Below are 20,421 nucleotides of genomic sequence, written 5' to 3'. Positions count from 1 at the left end.
ATCACTTTACGACCTCTACCCAGCCTTTGGTAGCGGTGCCATCGGGCAGCTTGAAGAGGTAGTAATATACCCCGGGGCTAATACTTGGGTCGGCGCCCCAGGCATTGCTGGTGTTGTTGTAGTTGGTAGTCGAGAAAACCTCGCGGCCCCAGCGGTTAAAGATGGTCATGGTGTTGCCGGGGTACAGCTGCACGTTGTCAATTTGGAGCACGTCGTTCTTATTGTCCCCATTGGGAGTGATGATATTGTAGAACGCCGTTTTATTGGCAAAATCAACGCAGGCCGTATTTGAGTTCGACTCGCGCGGGGTAGCCTCGCCCGAGAAGGCCACTACCCGGAAGCACTGGTTGAAGCCCTGCCCGGTATTGGGGGCGCTGTATTGCAGCGTGGCCGCCGGCAGGGTCGCAACCAGGTTATAGCCCTTGCCATCATCCTGGCGGTAGAGGCGGTAGCCCGCAACTACGAAGCCCTGGTAGGCCGACCAGCTAAGGTCGGCGGTGCCCTGGCTGCGGCCGGTGCCGGGGCTGGCAGTCGCTTTCAGCAGCACCGTAGTAGCTGAGGCAGGCGCAGGCAGCTCATCGCCGCAGCCGTTGGTGAGCGCCAGGCTGTACTCGTAGGCCGTTTGGGCGGCGTTGCCAGAGGCATCAACAAAGGTGGAAGCCGTGGCGGCGACGGTTCCGACCTGCGTAAAGGCCCCGGTGCTGCCGGCATCGCGGCGTAGCACGCGCACGGTGTTGGGCGTAGTAGCGGGGTTAGCTACCGAGAAAGTGAGCGTTACCCTGGTATTGTCGGTCGACACTACCGAGGCCAGCGTGAGCTGCGGAGCCTGGGCATTGTCGGGCACTATGGTAATAGCCACCGGCGCGCCAGCGCAGCCAAACTGCGAGCTTTCGGTTACGCTCAGCGTCTTGTTGGTAGTGCTGCCGGCCGGGAAGCTCACAGCAATAGTAGCCGTGCCCTGGCCCGATGTGATAGTGCCCCCAGTGGCCGTCCACTGGAACGTAGAGCCGGGGCTGGCATTCGGGACAGTATACGTGAGCGTACTGGCTGCCGGGCATACAAAGCGCGGCCCGTTGATGACGAGCGCGCCGGGAAGCGGGTCAATTATGATGGTTTTGCTATATAATGGCCCGGCGCAGCTGCCGGCGCTGGTTTCGCGGGCCGTGAGGGTGTACGTGCCCACGGCCGTGCCAGCCGGGATGGTCACGGTGCCAGTCGTGTTGGGCAGGATAGTGCCATTAAGCTGAAATACGTAGCTCGACCCGGCCATGCCCGGTAGCGAATAGGTAACGGCCCCGCTGCTCACGCAGAAGCGGCCCGGCCCCTGAATAGCCAACGCAGCCGACGGCGAGGGCTTCACGGTGATGTAGAGCGTATCGCTCACTCCCCGGCAGATGCCGCCGGCGGGATTGCTGGTCTGTGTCACAACGAGCTTGGCGATGCCCGGCTGGCTAAAGCTGATGCTGGTTGTGTTGCCCGTATTGACCAGTGAGCCCTTGGCGCTGCCAAACAGCTGCCAGGCATACGACGAGCCATTGATGGACGGCGTGGCGTAGGCAAAGGGGCCGTCGGCCTGGCACACGCTGCCGGGCCCGCTGGGCTTCACCGTCTGGAGCTGCTGGTTGATAATAACGGGCAGCGTAAACGCATCCGAGGTGCAGCCCAGGGCGCTGGTCGAGGTCACCTTCACCGAGCCGGTCCCCGCCGCGCCCCAGTCTACCGTAATGGAAGTGCCGCCGTTGGGGCTGGTGATTCTACCCCCGTTACTACCCACTGATACGTGGTGCTATGCGGGTTAGCGATGGCATACGTGATACCCGTAATGGTAGGGCACACTGATTTCGGGCCCACAATAGTATCGGCTACCGGGCGGGGGTTGATGGTAATCAACACCGAATCTTTGCTGGAGCAGCCCAGAGCCGTAGTTGCCAGCACCACGTATTTCTGCACAAGGGGCGCATTGGTCGTATTTACGCCCGTAAGTACGGGCTGGGCCACGCTGGCACTGCTGAGGTTGGCGGCCGGCGTCCAGCGGTAGGTATAGCCGGGCAGGGCGGCCGTGCCCAGGGTGATGGTTGATTTGTCGCACACGGCCTGCGCCGGACCAGCCGCCGCCGTAGCGGCCGGGTTGACTGTCACAGCTACTGTGCCGGTATTTACGCAGCCGGTGGCCGTGTTGGTGACGGTGAGGGTGTAGGTCTGGGTAACGGGCGCGCCGGTGGTGTTGGTCAGCGTGACGGTCGGGTTGGCCGCCGTGGGATTACTCAAGCCAGTAGCCGGGCTCCAGTTGTAGGTAAAACCTGTTACAGCCGAGGCTCCGAGCTGGGCCGAGTTGCCCGAGCAGATGGTAGCCGCCGCTCCGGCTGCTACTATGGGCAGCGGGTTGACCGTCACGGCTACGGTAGCAGAGCCCACGCAGCCGGTAGCGGTGTTGGTAACGGTGAGGGTATAAGTAGTGACAATGGGCGCGCCGGTAGTGTTGGTCAGCGTCACGGTCGGGTTGGCGGCGGTGGGACTGCTCAGGCCCGTAGTAGGACTCCAGCTGTAAGTGAAGCCGGCCACGGCCGGGGTGCCGAGCTGGGCCGAGCTGCCCGAGCAGAACGTTACGCCCGCCCCCGGCACTGCTACTACCGCCGGGTTTACCGTAACTACAACTGAGGCCACGCTGACGCAGCTGGTAGCGGCGTTGGTGACGGTGAGGGTGTAGGTCTGGGTAACGGGCGCGCCGGTAGTATTGGTCAGCGTGACGGTCGGGTTGGCGGCGGTAGGGCTGCTCAGTCCGATAGCCGGGCTCCAGGTATACGTTAAGCCAGCTACCGGAGCCCCGCCGATGGTTACCGGCACGCCCGAGCACGTTATAACGCTAGCCCCCGGTACGGCCGTCGGCAGCGGGTTGACCGTCACGGCTACGGTAGCAGAGCCCACGCAGCCGGTAGCGGTGTTGGTAACGGTGAGGGTATAAGTAGTGACAATGGGCGCGCCGGTAGTGTTGGTCAGCGTCACGGTCGGGTTGGCAGCGGTAGGGCTGCTCAGACCGGTAGTAGGACTCCAGCTGTAGGTAAAGCCGGCCACGGCCGGGGCGCCGAGCTGGGCCGAGCTGCCCGAGCAGATGGTAGCCGCCGCTCCGGCTGCTACTATGGGCAGCGGGTTGACCGTCACGGCTACGGTAGCAGAGCCCACGCAGCCGGTAGCGGTGTTGGTAACGGTGAGGGTATAAGTAGTGACAATGGGCGCGCTGGTAGTGTTGGTCAGCGTCACGGTCGGGTTGGCGGCGGTGGGACTGCTCAGACCGGTAGTAGGGCTCCAGCTGTAAGTGAAGCCGGCCACGGCCGGGGCGCCGAGCTGGGCCGAGCTGCCCGAGCAGAACGTTACGCCCGCCCCCGGCACTGCTACTACCGCCGGGTTGACCGTTATGGTTACCGTATTGGTTGCGGTGCAGCCACCGGTAGCGCTGGTTTCTGTCAGCGAGTAGGTAGCGACAATGGGCGAGCCCGTAGTGTTGGTGAGGGTCAGGGTGGGGTTTGCTACGGTGGAGCTGCTTAGGCCAGTCGCCGGGCTCCAGCTGTAGGTGTTACCCGCTACGGGGGTGCTTCCCAGTGCAATAGCTGACCCCGAGCAGGTACTGCGCGCCGCTGCGCCCACATTGGCGGCCGGTAGTGGCACTACCGCTACGGTTACCTGAGCCGTACCCGCGCAGCCGTTGGTAGTAGCAGTACCGGTAATAGTATAAGTAGTCGTCTGGGAAGGAGTTACGGTAAATGGACCGCTGCCGCTCTGGGTTATGCCGCCGCCCGAAAGGGTATAGGGCGCGGTGCCGCCCGTTATGGTAAGCGTAGTGCTGGTACCCTGGCAGATACTAAGCCCCCCGCCCACGCTAAGTGTGCCGGCCGGCGCCACGGCTACGGTCTGAGACAGCGAGTCGGTAGGGCAGCCGTAAGATGAAATTCCTTTCGCCACGACTGTGCCGGAGCCAACCGTGGTCCACTTTACCTGCACCGTGCGGCCGGTATTATTGCCCACAATGGTGCCACCTAGTGCCCGCCAGCGTACCGAAGGCGCAGTGCCGCCGGTAGCCGTATAGGTACTCACGGTATTCAGGCTGCAGACCAGCGCATCGCCGCTGATGGAAGTTGGCCCCGATGGCCGCGTAACGGTGATGCGGATAACATCGACCGCCGTCTTGCCGGCGCAGCCGATGTCTTTGACGCTCAAGGCAATATCGTAGGGCGTAGCGCGGGCCTCGCCACAGGCCGAGTTATACACGAAAGTGCCTGAGGCAGAGCCCGTGCCCGTAGCCGTGGCCGTGCCCGTGGCGGCACCCGACGCCACGCTGCCCGTGCTGCCGTTAAACGTGGTATTGAAGCCCCGGCCCCGTCGAGCAAGACACTGTTGAGCGTAAGCACCAGCGGGTGGTTGTTGGCCTGCGTCACGGTAAGCGGAATGCTGAGGACCTGCCCTTCTTCGATGCTATAGCTGCGGGGCGTGCTGGCCAGGGAAGGCAATAGCGGGGCCACTGTGGGCGGGCAGTTGGCTACTACCAGCTGCAAATCGCGCCGGGTGGTGCCCACAAGTACTTCCCGGCCATTAATAGTGCGGTATTCGTTTACATCAACCGCTACTACATACTTGCCCCCAACGTTTGTCGACCCGTATTTGGCAATACCCGTGCTGGCATTGAGGGTGGCAAAATTGCCGGTGCCGGTGCCGAAGGGAGTGCCTGCGGTATAGCCGGCCTTGTAGGGTACTGGTGGCGGAGGCGGCGTAAAGCTGGTGGTGGGCAGCTCCCCGTTTACGGCCGCTACGTTGCCATAGGGCTGGCCAAAGGAATAAACCAGCCGGTCGCCATCGGCATCCACGGCGTTGTTGAGCAGCATGGTCGTATCGTTGGCGCAGATAATGGCCACCGCCGTATCCGAAAAAACCGGCGACCGGTTGGGCAGCAGCGGCGGCGACAGCGTCGCATAAAGCGTCAGGGCCTGGCTGCCCGGATTGGTCAGGTTGGTAACGTCGTCGTTGCGGGCGCTGCGCGTAAAAACGGCGTAGTAGCCCTTAATCGAGGCTGGCAGGCTCACCACCGCAATAAACTTTTGCAGCTTGAACGGCTGCGACACACCCGTAATCTGGCAGCCCGATGGCGTGTGGGGAGCCAGGCAGCCCGACAGGGAAGTCGAGGGGATTTTCAGCATTCCCGTCTGCCCGGCATCCGTAGGGGAGGAGTTGGTAGCGGCAAACGCCGAGTTGAGAGCCGTTAGCACTACCCGCGTCCCGGTGGCTTGGTCGTAGATGCCCACATTAGCAAACGCATTGGGCGCGGCCGGGGTCTGGCCGTTGGCGGTAGTGCCGCAGTTGTTGTATATCGTAACGGTTATCTCATAGCGCACGGGCGCCGTGGCGGGCCCATTGTTATCGAGGTAGCGATAAGTCATTTCGCCCCCCAGCAGGTGAGTGGCCTGGACCGGGCCGGCCGCCAGCGCTAGCAGGGCCAGTACCAGGGCTGGTAGCAGCCGCAAGCGGCGAAGTAAAAGTGAGCGCATAGAAGCAGCGGTGAGAAGGCAGAAAAAAGATAGAGCCCGGTAAAGGCAGTAGTAAGGGCACGGGCGGCCTTATTGGCGTACCACGCGGCGCAGCGCGGTCTGGCCCTGGGCGTTGGTAAGGCGCAGCAGGTAGAGGCCGGCCGGCAGGGCGCCGAGGTCGAGGCTGGCGGGCGCGGCCGGGCTCAGGCGTAGCGCCTGGGCCAGCAGCCGGGTCCCCAGCACATTGGTTACCTCCAGGTCGTAGCTGCCGGTAGCGCCCGCGTCGCTCACCTGCACCAGCAGGCGGCCATCGGGGCTTGGGTTGGGGCTCACGCTGAGCGCTGGCAGTGCCTGGGCCTCCTGGGTTGCCAGCACTGCCACATTTACCGGATAATCTTCTACTTCCGCATCGCCCATACTCACCGCGCATGGGTTGGCCGTATTAGCATTGCCTACTACTTCGACCCGCATCCGCGTAGTGCCAATAGTGCTCGGCACCACTACCGATACCGTGGCGAGGGCCTGGTTTACCAGGTTATTATACACCATCTCGCCCGTAGCGCCGGTGGTATTCGAAAATATACCATCGTGATTATAGTCAATCCAGATGGTAGTGCGGTGCGCATAGCTCTGGTTGGCAGTCACCAGAATAGTCTGGGTAGCGCCGGCCTGCAGCGGAACGCTCTGGTTGCTGAAGAAGGTGTAGCCCGTAGCCGAGTTGGCCGTGGTGTTGCTAAACGCCGTGCCGCCCGTTGCTGCCGGGCTCACGCTCACGTTGGTAATCCAGAGCGCGCTTGCGGCCGGGGCCCCGCTGTACCCGCCGCTGGAAGCGCAGTAATTCAGGCAAGGTACCTGAATAAGCAGGCTGCTGGGGGCCGAAGTGCTGCTGCCGTTGCTATTGGTAGCCATCAGCGTAACGGCGTAGTAGCCCGTGGCGCTAAACGCTATCTGAGGGTTGGGCGAGGTAGCGCTGGTGCCGTTCACAAACGAGGCCCCGGCGGCCGGGCTCACCGTCCAGCGCCACGCGGTAGGCGTGCCGGTGCTTTGGTCCGTAAACGTATAGGTATTGGCCGCGACGCAGGTGCCGGCCACGTAGTTGGAGGTAAAAGCAGCCACCGGCGGAGCCGTGTTGGGTACTACCGTGATGGTATAATCTTCTACCTGGCCCAGGCTCGGGGCCACGCAGGGCTGCGGGTTGGTGCCCACGCCATCGGCCACAATCCGCAGGCGCAGCGGCTGGTTGAGCGTTGCCGTGCCGGGTACCGTAAACGTCACGCGGGGGCTGGCCGTGTTCAGCGCTTCCAGCACCTTTTCGGAGGCGCTGAACGTGCCGTCGTTATTGAGGTCCAGCCACGCGCGGGTATCGTGCGCGTTGGTGCCGCCGGTCGTGATGCTGATGGTGTAGCGCGTACCCAGCATCAGGGTCGTGCGCTGCGGGCAGGTAAAGTCCTGGTAGCCGGCGCTGCCGTCGGCCGAGGTATTGTCAAGGGTATTAAGCTGCACCCGCGTAATGCCGTAGTTGCAGCAGTTGAGTGTGGCGTTCTGGCCGGCGCAGGTGCTGGCTATTGGCAGCGGCACGCTCGTGTTGTAGGTGATGGCGGTAGTGGCGCTCGTGCTGCTGCCGGCTACGTTGGTGGCCGTTAGCTTTACCTGGTAGGTGCCGGCCGCGGCGTACGTATGCCGGGGGTTCTGCGCGGTGCTGCTGGTGGCGTCGCCAAAATCCCAGGCCCAGCTGGTGGGGCCGTTGGCCGATAAATCGGTAAACTGCACCGTGCCCGAGCAGGTAGTAGTCGCGTCCTGCGTAAAGGCCGCCGTGGGCTTACTCGTGTTGGCCACCAGCGTCACGGTGTAGTCTTCATCCTGCGAAAACTGAGGCGTCGAGCAAGGAGTAGGTATGGTAGTATCTGAATAGTCGGATGCTACCCGCATGCGTAGCCCGGTATTGAGCTTAGCGGTGGCGGGCGGCGTAATAGTGCCGGTATGCAGCATCTTGTTATCAGAGCTGAATGCCAGCTCACCGGTACCAAATGAGCCATCGTTATTGTAGTCAATCCACACCCGCACGTTCTCGCTCACCAGCGTACCGTTGCGGACGCTGATGGCTGTAGGCGTACTCACCGTCAGGGTAGTACCCAGCCCACAGCTGTAATCTTTATAGCCATCGGCATAGCCGCCGGTCGTATTATTGAGGCTACCCAGCGTCACGTTATAAATACCCATGCCGTAGGCCGAAGCCAGCGAGCTGCTGGCCTTGCCGGGGAGGCACGTAGCGGCAGTAGGGCACTGCGCCAGGCTCAGCGCGGGCAGCAGCAGGCCCAGACTTGCGAGAGAGTGAGCCCACAAACGTAGAGGTTGAAACATGCAGTAGTAGAGATAACAGGCAGGGAAAAAGCGTAAAAGCAAGCCAAGCAGCCACTTCCGGATTATAGCGCCTAAAGGTAAAGACAAAGCCGGTGGTTTAAGGGGCTAAAGTGGGAAAAATCGGGCAATAAGCCGCTACCTCTGAAATTTATCCGGCGGCCGCTGCCCGCCCCGCCCGGTGCCGTAGGTTTGTGGCCCGCGAACGCAAATTTGATAGTTATTAAATAAATTATTTACTATATATGAAAAATACTGTTGTTCTCATCACTGGCGGCACCTCGGGCATTGGCCGGGCCTGCGCCCTGGAGTTTGGCCGGGCCGGCAGCAGCGTGGTCATCACGGGCCGCGACGCGGCGCGGTTGGCCGCTACCGCGGCCGAGCTGACGGCGGCCGGCATTGCGCACCGGACCGTGCAGGCCGATGTGGGCGACCTGGCGGCCGCCACCCACGCCGTGGCCGAAACAGTCGCCGCCTTTGGTCGGCTCGACGTGCTCATCAACAACGCTGGCCTCAGCATGCGCGCCAAGTTTGCGGATGTGGAGGTAAAAGTGCTGGAGCAGCTCATGCAAACCAACTTTTTTGGCACCGTTTATACCACCAAGGCTGCGCTGCCGCACTTGCTGGCCAGTAAGGGTACCATCGTGGGTATCAGCAGTATTGCCGGTTTTCGGGGGCTACCGGGCCGCACCGGGTACTCGGCTTCCAAGTTTGCCATGAACGGCTTTCTCGAGGCCCTGCGCACCGAGCTGCTGCCCCAGGGCGTCAACGTGCTCACGGCCGCGCCCGGCTTCACGGCGTCTAATATTCGCCACACGGCCCTGCTTGCCAATGGCCAAACCCAGAACGACACCCCGCGCGACGAAGGCAAGATGATGACCAGCGAGGAAGTGGCCCGCCACCTGCGCCTGGCTGTAGCGCAGCGCCGCCGCACCCTGGTGCTCACTGGCCAGGGCAAGCTCACGGTGTTCTTAAATAAATGGCTCCCCGGCCTTACCGACAAGCTTGTGCTGGCCAATTTTCGTAAAGAGGAGGGTGATTTTTAATCAGGCCGATAAGGTCTCTCCTTCAACTTTTACGGCCCCGGTTGGTTTACTGCCGACTTTTTGTGCCTGAGAGGGTGCAGGAAGTCGGGTTTTTTATTCCTGCCCTTTTCCCTTACTACGCATGAAGCGATTTCTAGCACCAGTCTTTTTTGGCACGGTACTAGCCCTTCCTGGGTTGGCTTTAGCCCAGGCTACTACTATGCAGCAGTCCGCCCAAACGCATGCCAACCAGGCAGTTAACCAGCCGCAGCCCCCGGCGGCGCCCAATTTTTACCTGAAAGATGGCAGCTGCCGCTCAATGCCGACGCCAGTCACTATTTTAAGATAACGCTGCTCAACCAGGTGTGGATGCGCTACAACCAGGGCAACCCCGGTACCCAGGTGGGCGGCTACGACAAGCCCAGCACCTACGACATCGGCATCCGGCGCTTCCGCATTCAGATGTACGGCCAGCTGACTGATCGCGTCTTTATCTATTCGCAGATTGGGATAAATAACTTCACCTACGACTCGGACCGCAAAAGCGGCGGCACACCGGGGCCAAACCACAGCGGCACCGGCGGCTTTTTTCTGCACGATGCCGTGGCCGAATACGCCCTCGTGAAAAACAGGCTCTCGTTTGGCGCCGGCCTCGGGGCCTGGAACGGCCTGACGCGCTTCGCGTCCTCGTCGGCGGGTGCCATCATGGGCCTCGACCTGCCGGGCGTTGAAGAAACTACCAACGATGTAAACGACCAGTTTGGCCGCAAGCTGAGTATGTACCTCAAGGGTAAGCTCGGCAAGCTCGACTACCGCGTGGCCCTGACTGACCCCATGACTTATCAGAAGGCCGTCGGCTACGTGACTACTCCCGGCCCCAACGCCTCGTTTGCGCTTACGCCGCCCAAGCCGCAGTATCAGGTCTACTTCTCTTACCAGCTCAAAGACCAGGTTAGCAGGTAATGGGTAATACTGCTCTAAGCCAGAGCAGTATTACCCATTACCTATTCTATCACCAGCACGTCGGCCGCCCGCAGGTAGGCCACGCGTTCCTGCCAGCGCACGCGCAGCCAGATGTCTTCGTGGCCCAGCACGGGCAGGCGGTCGCCGGGGGCTGCGGTGCTTAGCCAGGCCGTTCCCGCGCTGGGGCCGGCCATCAGGGCCGAGGCCGCATGCGTAACCACCCCCACGGGCTCGGGCCGCAGGAGCACCAGGTAGGCGCCCGTACCGAGCAGATAGGCGCCATAGCTCAGCCAGGCCCCGCGCCGCGTGCGCTGCCCTCGCACTAGCAGGATGATAGCCGCTAGTACTGCCCCGCTCAGCAGTCCTTGCAGGCCAGGGTAGTAGTAGCGCTGGGCCTGCACCCGCAGCTCCTGCTGCCAGGTACCAGGGTAGCCCACCAGGCGTAGCCGCTGCGCTAACGCCACCAGCTGCCGCCAGGTGCCGATACGGGGCTGCCGGGCCTGGGCCAGGTTTAGGTACAGCATCTCCGCTGCGTAGTGACCCGCCTGATGCTGGGCGTAGGCCATTCGCAGCAACAAGCGGGGCGATACCTGCTGCTGCTGCCATATCTGGGCCCGGTAGTGCGGCAAAGCCGCCGTGTACTGGCCGGCTGCAAACAAAGAATCTGCTTTGCGAAGCGCGGGAGAAGGGTTAGTTCCCAGGCCGGCCGAAAAATTTATTTGCCCATGTGCCGCTGCCAATGTCCAGAAAGGCAACTGACTAAGCAGGAGCAGCCGCCTTAGCCAAGGCGCGGAAGTAGTTTCTTTTTGCGCTGGGGTTGTCAGATTCAAAATGTCGCCGTACTTTTGCACCCACAAAAACGGTAATGCACCGCCATTGTAACGCAAAGATATTGGTTCTGTAGCTCAGCTGGTAGAGCAGTACACTTTTAATGTACGGGTCCTGGGTTCGAATCCCAGCGGAGCCACTAGGTCCCTCTCGGTAGTGCTGAGAGGGATTTTTTATCACAAAAGCACTACGTAAAAATAATTGGTTCTGTAGCTCAGCTGGTAGAGCAGTACACTTTTAATGTACGGGTCCTGGGTTCGAATCCCAGCGGAGCCACAATGTGCAGCAGCCCCTTAGCCTCACGCTAAGGGGCTTTTCTTTTGCGAGTCACTGGCGGCAGCTGCCTGTCCGGGGCCGGGCCGGCAAAATGCCGCCCCACGACTAGCCGCCGGGCAGGGTTGATAAGCAAAGAGCCCCACGGTGGTGGGGCTCTTAAGCAAGCTGGTTTGGAAAAGGAACCGGTTGGATGCTCATAGCCGGTTAGAGGTAAGTGTGCGGCAGCAAAGAAAAGGAGGCTGGCGCATTTGTGCAAATGTTGTGACCAGGAAAAATATAAAATGCAAACCTTGTCCGGGAGCTTTTGCTTGTAAAAATTCAATTTGCAACCCATTTTTTCATTATCGAAGCTGTTTAAACGATGATTGAAAGCCTCTTTATTATAAAAATCAGCATAGCAAATAAGTAAGCCGCCAAGAACATAAACTATCGCTCTGCTGCCGCACCTTGTCTGAAATAGCTACTCAGGCACTAATCGACTGGCCGTAGCTACAGCCAGATAAGGCTGCCGGAGCGTATCAAAACCTGCCAGCATAGCGCACGTCACTTGCGCTATGCTGGCAGAGTAGTGACGGATACATACCCCGAAAACTTATTTACTTTAGTTTCAGTACACTTACTCTGCTGCCCGCTGATTTAATGCTGCATAAGCCCCGTACTATGCTGCCCTACGTGTTACTACTATCCTGGCCTTCGCTCATCATCGGCTACGATACGGAAAGGAACTGGCTATATACCGATTGGCGCGGCCCGCAAAACCAGGATACAGTGCAGCAGGGCTGCGAGCAGATGGTCATTTTTTTGCGCGCCGTGGGGAGCTGCAAAATTCTAAATGACAATACCAACGTGACGGTACCCTGGATAGAGCAGGGCAGCGTGTGGGTGATGGACTACCTGCTTCCCCGGCTGCAAGCGGCGGGCCTGCACTATTTGGCCTGGGTATACGGACCCACTCATGAGAGCTGGCGCTCAGTGAATATGACCCTGGCACTGGCCAAGACAGATATGGAGCTGGAGGCCTTTCCTGATGTGGCGTCGGCTTGCACCTGGCTGCTCACCAAGCATTGCCCGCGCGTGACTCCTACGCACGGCCAAAGGCTACCCAGCCGCCCCTTACGTAGCCCGTGGGCGCCAAATCGGCTGAAAATAAGCTTTTGATTGGTAGCTTGGCCTCCTTATCACCTGCTTTGCCGGCTTATGCTGCTCGCCATCCTCTTTCCCAGCCTCTCGATGTTGCTTAATGGGCATATTGTCAAGGCAATAGTTTGCTTTTTGCTGCATTTAACAGTTATCGGCTGGATTCCGGCGGCCATCTGGGGCGTGGCTTCGCTAAACGAGGACCGCGCCCGCCGCCGGCAGCAGGAATTACTGCGGGCCGTGCAGGGCCGCTAGCGCTGTTACCTTTGTGGCCCTGTAAAGCTTCCGGCTGCGTACCGGGGCTTTTTTAGTGCCCTATGCTCCAAAACGACCTCCTCCTGCGCGCCGCCAAGGGCGAAACCACCGAACGCACTCCCGTCTGGCTTATGCGCCAGGCTGGCCGTATTCTGCCCGAGTATCGCGCGCTGCGCGGCCGGCTCTCCGGCTTCAAGGAGCTGGTCGAGACGCCCGCGCTGGCAGCCGAGGTTACCATTCAGCCCGTCGAGGCGCTCGGCGTCGACGCGGCTATTATCTTTTCCGATATCCTGGTAGTGCCCGAGGCGATGGGCCTCACCTACGAAATGATTGAGGCCCGCGGCCCGCTCTTTCCCGAAGTAGTAAAAAGTGCGGCCGACGTGGCCAGGCTGCGTGTGGCCGACCCCGAAGAGCATCTGGGCTACGTGCTCGAAGCCATGCGCATCACCAAGCGCGAGCTGGCCGGCCGGGTGCCGCTCATCGGCTTTGCCGGCGCGCCCTGGACCATTCTGGCCTATATGGTAGAAGGCCACGGCTCCAAAACCTTCAGCAAGGCCCGCCGCCTGCTGTATCAGGAGCCCGCGCTGGCCCACCAGCTGCTGGAAAAAATCACGGTCACGACCATCGCCTACCTGCAGGCGCAGGTGGCGGCCGGGGCCGATATTGTGCAGGTATTCGACTCCTGGGCCGGTATTTTGCCGCCTGCGCACTACGCCGAGTTTTCGACGGCCTACATCAACCGCATCAGCGCGGCGCTCTCACCGCTGGTGCCCGTTACGGTGTTTGCCAAGGGTGCGTGGTGGGCCGTGGAAGACTTCGCCAAGTCGCCCTGCCGCACCATCGGGCTCGACTGGAACCAGTCGCCGGCCCAGGCGCGCCAGCAGGCGCCCGGCAAAACCCTGCAAGGCAACCTCGACCCCTGCGCCCTCTACGGCACGCCCGCCCAGGTGAAAGCCGCTACCGAAGCCATGCTCCGCGAGTTTGCCGGCGGCCCGCATATCGCCAACCTCGGCCACGGTGTGTACCCGGATACTAATCCGGATAACGTGAAGGTTTTCGTGGAAACGGTGAAGGGTTGGCAGGGAGCGAATTAAGCAGGTGGAAAACACTCAAATAATTTCGGCTGCCATTGCCGAAATCAATAGCCCAACTTTCGGCGTAACGAAGCAATTTCTGGAAATCCACTCTGTAGCTTTGGAAGAGGGAAGGCCTAAAATTGCAGGCTTCACAAACTCTTCCAACAACTTAACTGCCATATTCTTCGCCATTGAAGGCGAGAGGTTTTATCTGGTGGTTTCCATTTCGACAGCTTCATCTACCTTAAGCGTAGCTAACGTCTATGTTCAGGAATGGAATCGAATTTCCTTCCATGTCACCTCTGAAACCTTAAACGCTCAGCAGCTTGCGGCCCTAACGACGCTGAAGCCAACGGAAACATATAACAAAGGTGACCGACGAAAATTTGGAACCTTTAACTACAGCTACGTCGAATTTGAGCCTTGTCCCGAACCTGGAGGTTTCAAAGTTCGGCTTAAGTACCTGCTCTCTTTTCTGGAGCAAGAATTCTCAGGGGTACGTGCCCTTGTCGACCAAGCGGAAGGATACCTGCGTGTTATTTCCGTTTTTCACAACGGCAACACCATGCTTGGTGGTTTGAATCTGGATAAAGAATGTATCCAGCGCATGGCCGCGTTGAATCTTGAAATTGATTTTGACCTCTATGCTGAGGGCAATGTTTACAAATCCTAAACCCCTTATTTCTAATAGACGTAAAAAAACAGCAACGGTACCCTACTCACCGAAGGCGAAGCAGTCACCTTCAGCAAAGAACTTAAAGTAAAAGGCTCGTCGCAAACAATCAAGCGCGGTACGCTGGTCAAAAATATCCGTCTTACCAACTCACTCACCGAGATTGAGGGCCGCGCCGGTGGTAACGCTAAAAACCGCTTTTTAAAAAGACGTAGGTTTGTAGCGCGGGCTCGCAGAGTCCGCGCTACAGTCCAGCCGCTTCGGCTTCGGCTAGTAGCAGCCGTTTCTCAATCGGCACCACGCCCACCTGCTCGCAAACCAGCCCACCGCCGAGGTTAGCCAGCGCGGCCGTGAAGGCAGCCGGCTGGCGCAAGGCCACGCAGCAGGCCGCAATGCTAATGACTGTATCGCCCGCGCCCGACACGTCGGAAATAGTGCGTAGATGGGCTGGCAGGTACGTCTTTTTGTCGTTTTGCTGGGTAAAGATGCCGTATTCGGAAAGCGTAACCAGCACGATTTCGGGTTCTAAAACTTCGCGCAGCCGGGCAACGGCGGCTTCGAAGCCAGTGCGGTCGGTATCGGGCGAGCCAAATTCGAGCTTGAGGCCCTCGCGCAATTCTTTCAGGTTTGGCTTGAAGAGGGTGCAGTGGCGATAGGCCAGGAAATTTTTCTTTTTAGGGTCGACTACGGTCGGAATATTGCGCTGACGGGCGCGGGTAATACACTGATTGATAATGTTTTCACTGAGTACGCCCTTGTCGTAGTCCTCAAAAATCACCACGTCGGCCCGGGGCAGCAGGTCGTCGTAGGCGGCCAGTAGTTGCGCTGCTTCCTCGGCATTGAGGTCGGTTTCAACTTCCGAGTCGATGCGCACGAGCTGCTGACCGTGGGCCAGAATGCGCTGCTTAAAAGTGGTAGGCCGGTGCGCGCTGCGGATAATGCCATCGGCGGGCAGGTGGTGAGTGTGCAGCAGCTGGAGCAGCTGGTCGCCACCCTGGTCGTCGCCCACCACGGCGCAGAGCAGCGGCGTGGCCCCGAGCGCCTGCACGTTGAGGGCCACGTTGGCAGCCCCGCCGAGGCGGTTTTCGGTGCGGTCTACATTTACGACGGGCACCGGAGCTTCGGGCGAAAGCCGGCTGGCGCGGCCCCACACGTAGGCATCGACCATCACATCGCCGACGATGAGAACGTGGAGGTTAGTAAAATCAGTAAAAAGCTGGGTGAGGGTGGTAGGGGCAGACATTGCGGCAAAAGTAGTCTGGAAGTACAGTGAACAATGAGCAGTGAGCAGTGAGTAGTGAGCAGTAAAGCAGCGAACAGCTTTACTGCTCACTACTCACTGCTCACTGTCAATTGCTTACTACCCCTCGGCGCGCAGCACGGCCAGCGGGGGCTGGCTCAGCACCGAGCGACTATTGAGCCCGCCGATGAGCGCCGTGAGGCCGGCCACCAAGCCCACCAGCGCAGGCAGCCACAAGAGGCTGCTGCTTACAAAGGGCGTTTCGAACACCCAAACGGCCAGCGCCCAGGCCGCCAGCGTAGCCAGCAGCACGCCGGCCAGCGCCCCCAGCAGCCCCAGCAGCGCATACTCGACCACCGTGATGCGCAGAATCTGACTGCGGCTGGCGCCCAGCGTGCGCAGCAGCACGCTTTCGCGGGTGCGCTGGTAGCGGCTGATAAGCACCGAGCTGGCCAGTACCAGTAGTCCGGTAAGGATGCTGAAGCCCGCCATGAAGCGAATCACGAAGGAAATCTTGCTCAGAATCTCGTCTACGGTTTGCAGAATCAAACCCAGGTCGATGGCCGACACGTTGGGAAACTCGCGCACCAGTGCGCGCTGGGCCAAGGCCAGCTGCTGGTTGTTGTTGACGTGGGTAAGGATGACGTGAAACTGCGGCGCCTGTTCGAGCACGCCGGTGGGGAACACAACCAGAAAATTGGTTTGTACCCGCGCCCAATCGACCTCGCGGGTGCCGCCGACTACCACCGCCAGCGGCGCGCCCTGCACGTTAAAGGTCAGCGTATCACCCAGCTTGAGCTTGACGCGCTGGAAGTAGTTGGCATCGACCGACACGCGGGGCAGGCCGCCGGGGTGGCCGCCGGCCGGGGCGGGGTACCGGCTACCAGCTTCTCGCTGGCGCTCAGCGTGTCGCGGTACGTGACGCGGTACTCGCGGGTGAGGGCGAAGAGCGGCACGCCGCTGGCCGTGTCTTTGCGCAGCTGCCCCACCGTGCGGCGGTTGATGGCCGCCAGCCGCATCGTGACGATGGGCACCCGCTGCATCACCGGAATAGCTTGTTTAGCTAATAATTGCTCGACGCCTTTCTCCTGCTCGGTCTGAATATCAAACAGCACCAGATTAGGCTGCCGGCCGCTGGCTGAAAGCTGCACCCGGCCTAGCAGCAGCCCCTGCGTCAGGAAAAGCGTGGCTAGCAGGAACGTGCCCAGCCCCAACGAGATAATGAGCGTAACTGTCTGGTTCTGGGGCCGGAATAAATTGGCCAGGCCCTGCCGCGCCACGTAGCTCCAGCCCACCGGGAAGTAGCGCCGTAGCTGGTAGCGCAGCCCCAGGCCCAGGCCGGCCAGCGCGCCCAGCGCCAGCAGCAGCCCGGCCCCGAAGCCCAGCGCCTGCTTCCACTCGCGCGTCTGGGCGTAGGCAAAGCCCACGATGAACAGCCCCACCACGGCCAGTACCAGCCCGCGCAGCGGGTCGGGCGTGGCGGTGTCTTCCTCAAAAGATGCGCGCAGCACCCGCAGCGGCGACACCCGCCGGATAGCCAGTAGCGGCAGCAGCGCAAATAGCACGGCCATCGCCAAACCCGTGAGCAGCCCCAGCCCAACGGCCGCCGGCGATACTGCCACGCTCACCGTAACCGGCAAAAAGCTGCCCAGCACCTGCGGCAGCACCAGTTGCACCACCGCCCCCAGCGCCGCCCCGATGATGGCGCCCAGCAGGCCCAGCCCCGAGGTCTGGATTAAATATATCAAAAGTGCTTGCCGCCCGCTGGCCCCCAGGCAGCGTAGCACGGCCACCGAGGCCAGCTTCTCCTGCACATAGAGGTTTACGGCGCTGGCTACGCCCACGCAGCCCAGCAGCAGCGCCACGAAGGCTACCAGGCTCAGAAAACGCGTCAAATCCTGGAAGGCGCGGCCAGTTTGCTGCTGGCGGCTGGCCACGGTATCGGAGTCGATGTTGCTGGCTTCAAGCTTGCTTTCCAACGGCTTAATAGTAGCGGCCACGTCGGTGCCGGGCGCAAACCGGTAGTAGGTGCGGTACTGCACCCGGCTGCCGGGCCGAATGAGGCCGGTTGCGGCCAGTAGGTTTTTTGGAATGAAGACCTTCGGCGCAACGGCGGCGCTGAAGCCGGTTTGCCCCGGTGTTTTCAGCACGCGCCCCACAATGGGCACGGTCAGGCTGCCCACCTTCACCGAGTCGCCCACTCGGGCATCGAACTGCGCCAGCAGCACGTCATCGACCAGCGCGCCCACACTTTGGCCGGCTTTAAACTGCGCGCCGGCGGCGGCTGGCTGGGTTTCCCAGTCCCCGTAATACGGAAAGCCCGGGCCCAACGCCCGCACCTGCGCCAGCCGCACGCCCTGCGTGCGAGGAAATGATACCAGCGAGGCGAAAGATGCTTCGTCGCTGCGGGTTTGTCCCAGCTTTTGCAGGGCAGGCAGCAGCTTGGGGTCGAACGGCTGGGTCGACGACAGCACCAGGTCTGCCCCCAGCAGCTCGCGGGCCTGCTCGCGGATGCTGCGCGCCAGGTTATCGCCAAACGAATTGATGCCCACCAGCGCCGCGATGCCCAGCACAATGCTCGACATAAACAGCGCCAGGCGCGAGCGGCTGCGACGCGAATCGCGCCACGCCATAGTAACTAACCAACTGAAATTCATAGAAAAAGTAGCGCGAACGTTGCAGCCCGCGTATCGAACAACATAAAAACGGCGCCGGCCGCGGACTACCGCGTCCGCGCTGCCTCGGCCTCTACCACCTTGCCGCCGCGCATGCGCATGATGCGCTGGGTTTTGGCCGCCAGCTCCAGGTCGTGGGTCACCAGCACCAGCGTGGTGCCGGCTTCTTTGTTCAAATCGAATAGCAGGTCTACCACGTTGGCGCTCGTGTCGGGGTCGAGGTTGCCGGTAGGCTCGTCGGCAAACAAAATCTGCGGGCGGTTGGCAAAGGCCCGCGCCAGGCTCACGCGCTGCTGCTCGCCGCCCGAGAGCTGGGTAGGATAGTGGTGGCCGCGCTCGCCCAGGCCCACCCGCTCGAGCAGCGCCTGGGCCTGGCGGGCCACGTTGCGCTCGCCGCGCAGCTCCAGCGGCACCTGCACGTTTTCGAGGGCCGTGAGCGTGGGCAGCAGCTGGAAGTTCTGAAAAATAAACCCGACGTGCTGGTTGCGCACCGCCGCCCGCTGGTCTTCGCTCAGCTTATCGAGCTGAATGCCTTGCAGCCACACGCTGCCGCTGGTGGCGCGGTCGAGGCCCGCGCACAAACCCAGCAGCGTCGTTTTGCCGCTGCCCGACGGCCCCACGATGGCAAAGGTGTCGGCCGGCTGAAGGCTGAAGCTGACTTCGTGCAGCACCGTGAGCTGACGGCCGCCGCTGGTGTAGGTTTTGGTGAGGTTTTCGACTTGAAGACTGGTCATGCAGAATAATTTTTGCGAAGGGCGACTACTGCCGGTTATTTATATAGTAAATACAATATGTTTCGGCGGCAGCGCATTCTTTTAGGAGCACTAACAAAGCAGAACGCATTTTGGGAAGAAAAACGTCGCCCGATTGGTTATGGCTACGTACGACGCAGGCCGACGGCTTATACTTTTACCTGTTTTTGATTTTATCCTTATGAAGTACCTGCCTGGAAGCGCACTGCTGCTGGCCCTGCTGGCCGCCGGCTGCCATTCCGACACCACTGCTAGCACAGCGGCGGCCCCCGCAGCGGCAACGGCCGCCAAGCCGGCCGCTAAAGCGCAACAAACTATTTTATTTTTTGGCGACAGCATCACGGCCGGTCTGGGCGTAGACCCCGAAGAAGCGTATCCGGCCCTGATTGAAAACAAGGTCGATTCGCTGCACCTGCCCTACGCCGTGGTAAATGCCGGCCTCAGCGGCGAAACGACCGCGGGCGGGCGCTCGCGCATCAACTGGGTGCTGAGCCGACAGCCGGTGAGCGTGTTTGTGCTGGAGCTGGGCGGCAACGACGGCCTGCGCGGCCTGCCCCTCACTGATACCCGCCGCAACCTACAGGCCATTATCGATACCGTGCGCCAGCAGGCGCCACAGGCTAAAATCGTGCTGGCCGGCATGCAGATTCCGCCCAACATGGGCCCCGCCTACGCCGCCGACTTTAAAAAGCTCTACGCCGAAACGGCCGCCAAAAACCACCTTATCCTGATACCTTTCCTGCTCGAAGGTGTGGGCGGCATCGCCCGCCTCAACCAGCGCGATGGCATTCATCCCACGCCCGAAGGCCACCGCTTGGTAGCCCGTACCGTGTGGCGCACCGTGCAGCCGCTTTTATAAATGACTACTCCCCTTATTCAAACCGAGCGGCTGCTCCTGCGGGGGCATTACGCCACCGACCTGGACCCTTTTCTGGCCATGTGGCAGCAGCCGGCATTTTACCAGTACCTGGGCGGTCAGCCACTTTCTAAAGAGGAAGTATGGTTTCGGATGCTGCGCCACGGCGGCCTCTGGCCGCTGGTAGGCTACGGCTACTGGGCCGTGGAGGAGCGAGCCACCGGGCATTTCATCGGCGCAGTTGGCTTCGGAGAATGGCAGCGCGTCATCACGCCTTCGCTCAAAGGCTATCCGGAAATAGGCTGGGTGCTGGCCCCGCATACCCACGGCCAGGGCTACGCCACCGAGGCCGCACGGGCCGCCCTGGCCTGGGCCGATGCGCACCTGCCGCAGTCGCGCACCGTGTGCCTTATCGCCATCGATAATCTGCCCTCGCTGCAGCTGGCGGCCAAATGCGGCTACCAAGAGTTCAGCCGCGCGCCCTACAAAGGCCAGGCGGCCGTGCTGCTGGAGCGGTTTGCGGCTAAATAGGCGTTGCAATAGATTATATTACCCGTAGCGCATCCACATTCACCTCATCGCGCAGCAGGTCGAGGTTGCGGTAGGAGAGGGGCCGGCCGGCGACAGTACTCAGGCCAGCGGGGGCGCCGAGCTGCGCTACGTCGAGAATGAGCTGGGTAAACTTGCGCTCGCCCAGGTACACGGCCACCGGGCGGACGTGGTGCCGGGCCTGGTAGCCGGCTAGCGCCTGGTCTATTTCGAGTAGTACATGGCTCATAAGATAGTGCGTACGA

The 20,421-nt window shown here is 61.1% G+C and carries 17 protein-coding genes, 2 tRNA genes and 1 pseudogene; 11 read left to right on the top strand and 9 right to left on the bottom strand.

Features of this window, described 5'->3' with window-relative positions:
• Nucleotide 1 precedes the first annotated feature (1 nt).
• The 3 genes from GKZ67_RS10320 to GKZ67_RS10310 form a co-directional block, all read right to left on the bottom strand.
• The gene (locus tag GKZ67_RS10320) at nucleotides 2–1,774 is read right to left on the bottom strand and encodes a gliding motility-associated C-terminal domain-containing protein (RefSeq protein ID WP_173242207.1); all 1,773 of its coding nucleotides are present in this window, start codon (nucleotides 1,772–1,774) and stop codon (nucleotides 2–4) included.
• Nucleotides 1,717–4,329: a PKD-like domain-containing protein gene (locus GKZ67_RS25125; protein ID WP_173242206.1), complete on the bottom strand. Its 2,613-nt coding sequence runs from the start codon at nucleotides 4,327–4,329 to the stop codon at nucleotides 1,717–1,719. Before GKZ67_RS25125 ends, GKZ67_RS10320 begins: the two co-directional genes overlap by 58 nt.
• 1,274 nt (nucleotides 4,330–5,603) lie before the next feature.
• Nucleotides 5,604–7,874: a GEVED domain-containing protein gene (locus GKZ67_RS10310; protein WP_173242205.1), complete on the bottom strand. Its 2,271-nt coding sequence runs from the start codon at nucleotides 7,872–7,874 to the stop codon at nucleotides 5,604–5,606.
• 242 nt (nucleotides 7,875–8,116) lie between these two features.
• Between GKZ67_RS10310 and GKZ67_RS10305 the strand changes: the two genes are divergently transcribed.
• Nucleotides 8,117–8,917 carry an SDR family oxidoreductase gene (locus tag GKZ67_RS10305; RefSeq protein ID WP_173242204.1) on the top strand — a complete coding sequence of 267 codons (801 nt, stop codon included), beginning with the start codon at nucleotides 8,117–8,119 and terminating at the stop codon, nucleotides 8,915–8,917.
• Between the two features lie 348 nt (nucleotides 8,918–9,265).
• Nucleotides 9,266–9,859 carry a hypothetical protein gene (locus tag GKZ67_RS10300; RefSeq protein ID WP_173242203.1) on the top strand — a complete coding sequence of 198 codons (594 nt, stop codon included), beginning with the start codon at nucleotides 9,266–9,268 and terminating at the stop codon, nucleotides 9,857–9,859.
• A 41-nt stretch (nucleotides 9,860–9,900) separates the two neighbouring features.
• Here GKZ67_RS10300 and GKZ67_RS10295 read toward each other — a convergent pair whose 3' ends face one another.
• A complete protein-coding gene (locus GKZ67_RS10295) occupies nucleotides 9,901–10,518 on the bottom strand; it encodes a hypothetical protein (RefSeq protein ID WP_173242202.1) in 618 nt (205 codons plus the stop codon).
• A 235-nt stretch (nucleotides 10,519–10,753) separates the two neighbouring features.
• Here GKZ67_RS10295 and GKZ67_RS10290 point away from each other — a divergent pair.
• The 7 genes and pseudogenes from GKZ67_RS10290 to GKZ67_RS10260 form a co-directional block, all read left to right on the top strand.
• Nucleotides 10,754–10,826, top strand: a tRNA-Lys gene (locus GKZ67_RS10290).
• Nucleotides 10,827–10,890: 64 nt separating this feature from the next.
• A tRNA-Lys gene (locus GKZ67_RS10285) sits at nucleotides 10,891–10,963 on the top strand.
• Between the two features lie 639 nt (nucleotides 10,964–11,602).
• Nucleotides 11,603–12,121: a hypothetical protein gene (locus tag GKZ67_RS10280; RefSeq protein WP_173242201.1), complete on the top strand. Its 519-nt coding sequence runs from the start codon at nucleotides 11,603–11,605 to the stop codon at nucleotides 12,119–12,121.
• Between the two features lie 39 nt (nucleotides 12,122–12,160).
• The gene (locus GKZ67_RS10275) at nucleotides 12,161–12,355 is read left to right on the top strand and encodes a YqaE/Pmp3 family membrane protein (RefSeq protein WP_151088976.1); all 195 of its coding nucleotides are present in this window, start codon (nucleotides 12,161–12,163) and stop codon (nucleotides 12,353–12,355) included.
• A gap of 62 nt (nucleotides 12,356–12,417) precedes the next feature.
• A complete protein-coding gene (gene hemE, locus GKZ67_RS10270; RefSeq protein ID WP_173242200.1) occupies nucleotides 12,418–13,449 on the top strand; it encodes a uroporphyrinogen decarboxylase in 1,032 nt (343 codons plus the stop codon).
• 4 nt (nucleotides 13,450–13,453) lie between these two features.
• Nucleotides 13,454–14,104, top strand: a complete 651-nt coding sequence (locus GKZ67_RS10265; protein ID WP_173242199.1) for a DUF4279 domain-containing protein — start codon at nucleotides 13,454–13,456, stop codon at nucleotides 14,102–14,104.
• Between the two features lie 84 nt (nucleotides 14,105–14,188).
• Nucleotides 14,189–14,443: pseudogene (locus GKZ67_RS10260) on the top strand (PhnA domain-containing protein); the annotation flags it as partial.
• Here the strand turns inward: GKZ67_RS10260 and GKZ67_RS10255 are convergent.
• From GKZ67_RS10255 to GKZ67_RS10245, 4 genes are all read right to left on the bottom strand, one after another.
• The gene (locus tag GKZ67_RS10255) at nucleotides 14,349–15,347 is read right to left on the bottom strand and encodes a bifunctional heptose 7-phosphate kinase/heptose 1-phosphate adenyltransferase (RefSeq protein WP_173242198.1); all 999 of its coding nucleotides are present in this window, start codon (nucleotides 15,345–15,347) and stop codon (nucleotides 14,349–14,351) included. The pseudogene GKZ67_RS10260 and the gene GKZ67_RS10255 overlap by 95 nt on opposite strands.
• A 117-nt stretch (nucleotides 15,348–15,464) precedes the next feature.
• Nucleotides 15,465–16,178 carry an ABC transporter permease gene (locus GKZ67_RS24560; protein ID WP_317172289.1) on the bottom strand — a complete coding sequence of 238 codons (714 nt, stop codon included), beginning with the start codon at nucleotides 16,176–16,178 and terminating at the stop codon, nucleotides 15,465–15,467.
• Nucleotides 16,121–17,977, bottom strand: a complete 1,857-nt coding sequence (locus tag GKZ67_RS10250) for an ABC transporter permease (RefSeq protein ID WP_317172288.1) — start codon at nucleotides 17,975–17,977, stop codon at nucleotides 16,121–16,123. Before GKZ67_RS10250 ends, GKZ67_RS24560 begins: the two co-directional genes overlap by 58 nt.
• A gap of 89 nt (nucleotides 17,978–18,066) precedes the next feature.
• A complete protein-coding gene (locus tag GKZ67_RS10245; RefSeq protein ID WP_173242197.1) occupies nucleotides 18,067–18,753 on the bottom strand; it encodes an ABC transporter ATP-binding protein in 687 nt (228 codons plus the stop codon).
• Nucleotides 18,754–18,952: 199 nt separating this feature from the next.
• Here GKZ67_RS10245 and GKZ67_RS10240 point away from each other — a divergent pair, with 199 nt between their 5' ends.
• Nucleotides 18,953–19,630 carry an arylesterase gene (locus GKZ67_RS10240; RefSeq protein ID WP_173242196.1) on the top strand — a complete coding sequence of 226 codons (678 nt, stop codon included), beginning with the start codon at nucleotides 18,953–18,955 and terminating at the stop codon, nucleotides 19,628–19,630.
• A complete protein-coding gene (locus GKZ67_RS10235) occupies nucleotides 19,631–20,158 on the top strand; it encodes a GNAT family N-acetyltransferase (protein ID WP_173242195.1) in 528 nt (175 codons plus the stop codon).
• A gap of 13 nt (nucleotides 20,159–20,171) precedes the next feature.
• Here GKZ67_RS10235 and GKZ67_RS10230 read toward each other — a convergent pair whose 3' ends face one another.
• On the bottom strand, nucleotides 20,172–20,405 hold the full coding sequence (locus GKZ67_RS10230; RefSeq protein ID WP_173242194.1) for a hypothetical protein: 234 nt from the start codon (nucleotides 20,403–20,405) through the stop codon (nucleotides 20,172–20,174).
• Nucleotides 20,406–20,421: the final 16 nt, after the last annotated feature.

The organism is Hymenobacter sp. BRD67 (genome assembly GCF_013256425.1).
Classification (GTDB): domain Bacteria; phylum Bacteroidota; class Bacteroidia; order Cytophagales; family Hymenobacteraceae; genus Hymenobacter.
This window is presented reverse-complemented; position numbering and strand designations above follow the sequence as displayed.

What these genes read in the sequence shown, in the direction of transcription:
- GKZ67_RS10310 (WP_173242205.1), bottom strand. Translation starts at nt 7,874, where the DNA reads ATGTTTCAACCTCTACGTTTGTGGGCTCACTCTCTCGCAAGTCTGGGC.
- GKZ67_RS10305 (WP_173242204.1), top strand. Translation starts at nt 8,117, where the DNA reads ATGAAAAATACTGTTGTTCTCATCACTGGCGGCACCTCGGGCATTGGC.
- GKZ67_RS10300 (WP_173242203.1), top strand. Translation starts at nt 9,266, where the DNA reads ATGCGCTACAACCAGGGCAACCCCGGTACCCAGGTGGGCGGCTACGAC.
- GKZ67_RS10280 (WP_173242201.1), top strand. Translation starts at nt 11,603, where the DNA reads ATGCTGCATAAGCCCCGTACTATGCTGCCCTACGTGTTACTACTATCC.
- GKZ67_RS10275 (WP_151088976.1), top strand. Translation starts at nt 12,161, where the DNA reads ATGCTGCTCGCCATCCTCTTTCCCAGCCTCTCGATGTTGCTTAATGGG.
- hemE (WP_173242200.1), top strand. Translation starts at nt 12,418, where the DNA reads ATGCTCCAAAACGACCTCCTCCTGCGCGCCGCCAAGGGCGAAACCACC.
- GKZ67_RS10255 (WP_173242198.1), bottom strand. Translation starts at nt 15,347, where the DNA reads ATGTCTGCCCCTACCACCCTCACCCAGCTTTTTACTGATTTTACTAAC.
- GKZ67_RS10250 (WP_317172288.1), bottom strand. Translation starts at nt 17,977, where the DNA reads ATGGCGTGGCGCGATTCGCGTCGCAGCCGCTCGCGCCTGGCGCTGTTT.
- GKZ67_RS10245 (WP_173242197.1), bottom strand. Translation starts at nt 18,753, where the DNA reads ATGACCAGTCTTCAAGTCGAAAACCTCACCAAAACCTACACCAGCGGC.
- GKZ67_RS10240 (WP_173242196.1), top strand. Translation starts at nt 18,953, where the DNA reads ATGAAGTACCTGCCTGGAAGCGCACTGCTGCTGGCCCTGCTGGCCGCC.
- GKZ67_RS10235 (WP_173242195.1), top strand. Translation starts at nt 19,631, where the DNA reads ATGACTACTCCCCTTATTCAAACCGAGCGGCTGCTCCTGCGGGGGCAT.
- GKZ67_RS10230 (WP_173242194.1), bottom strand. Translation starts at nt 20,405, where the DNA reads ATGAGCCATGTACTACTCGAAATAGACCAGGCGCTAGCCGGCTACCAG.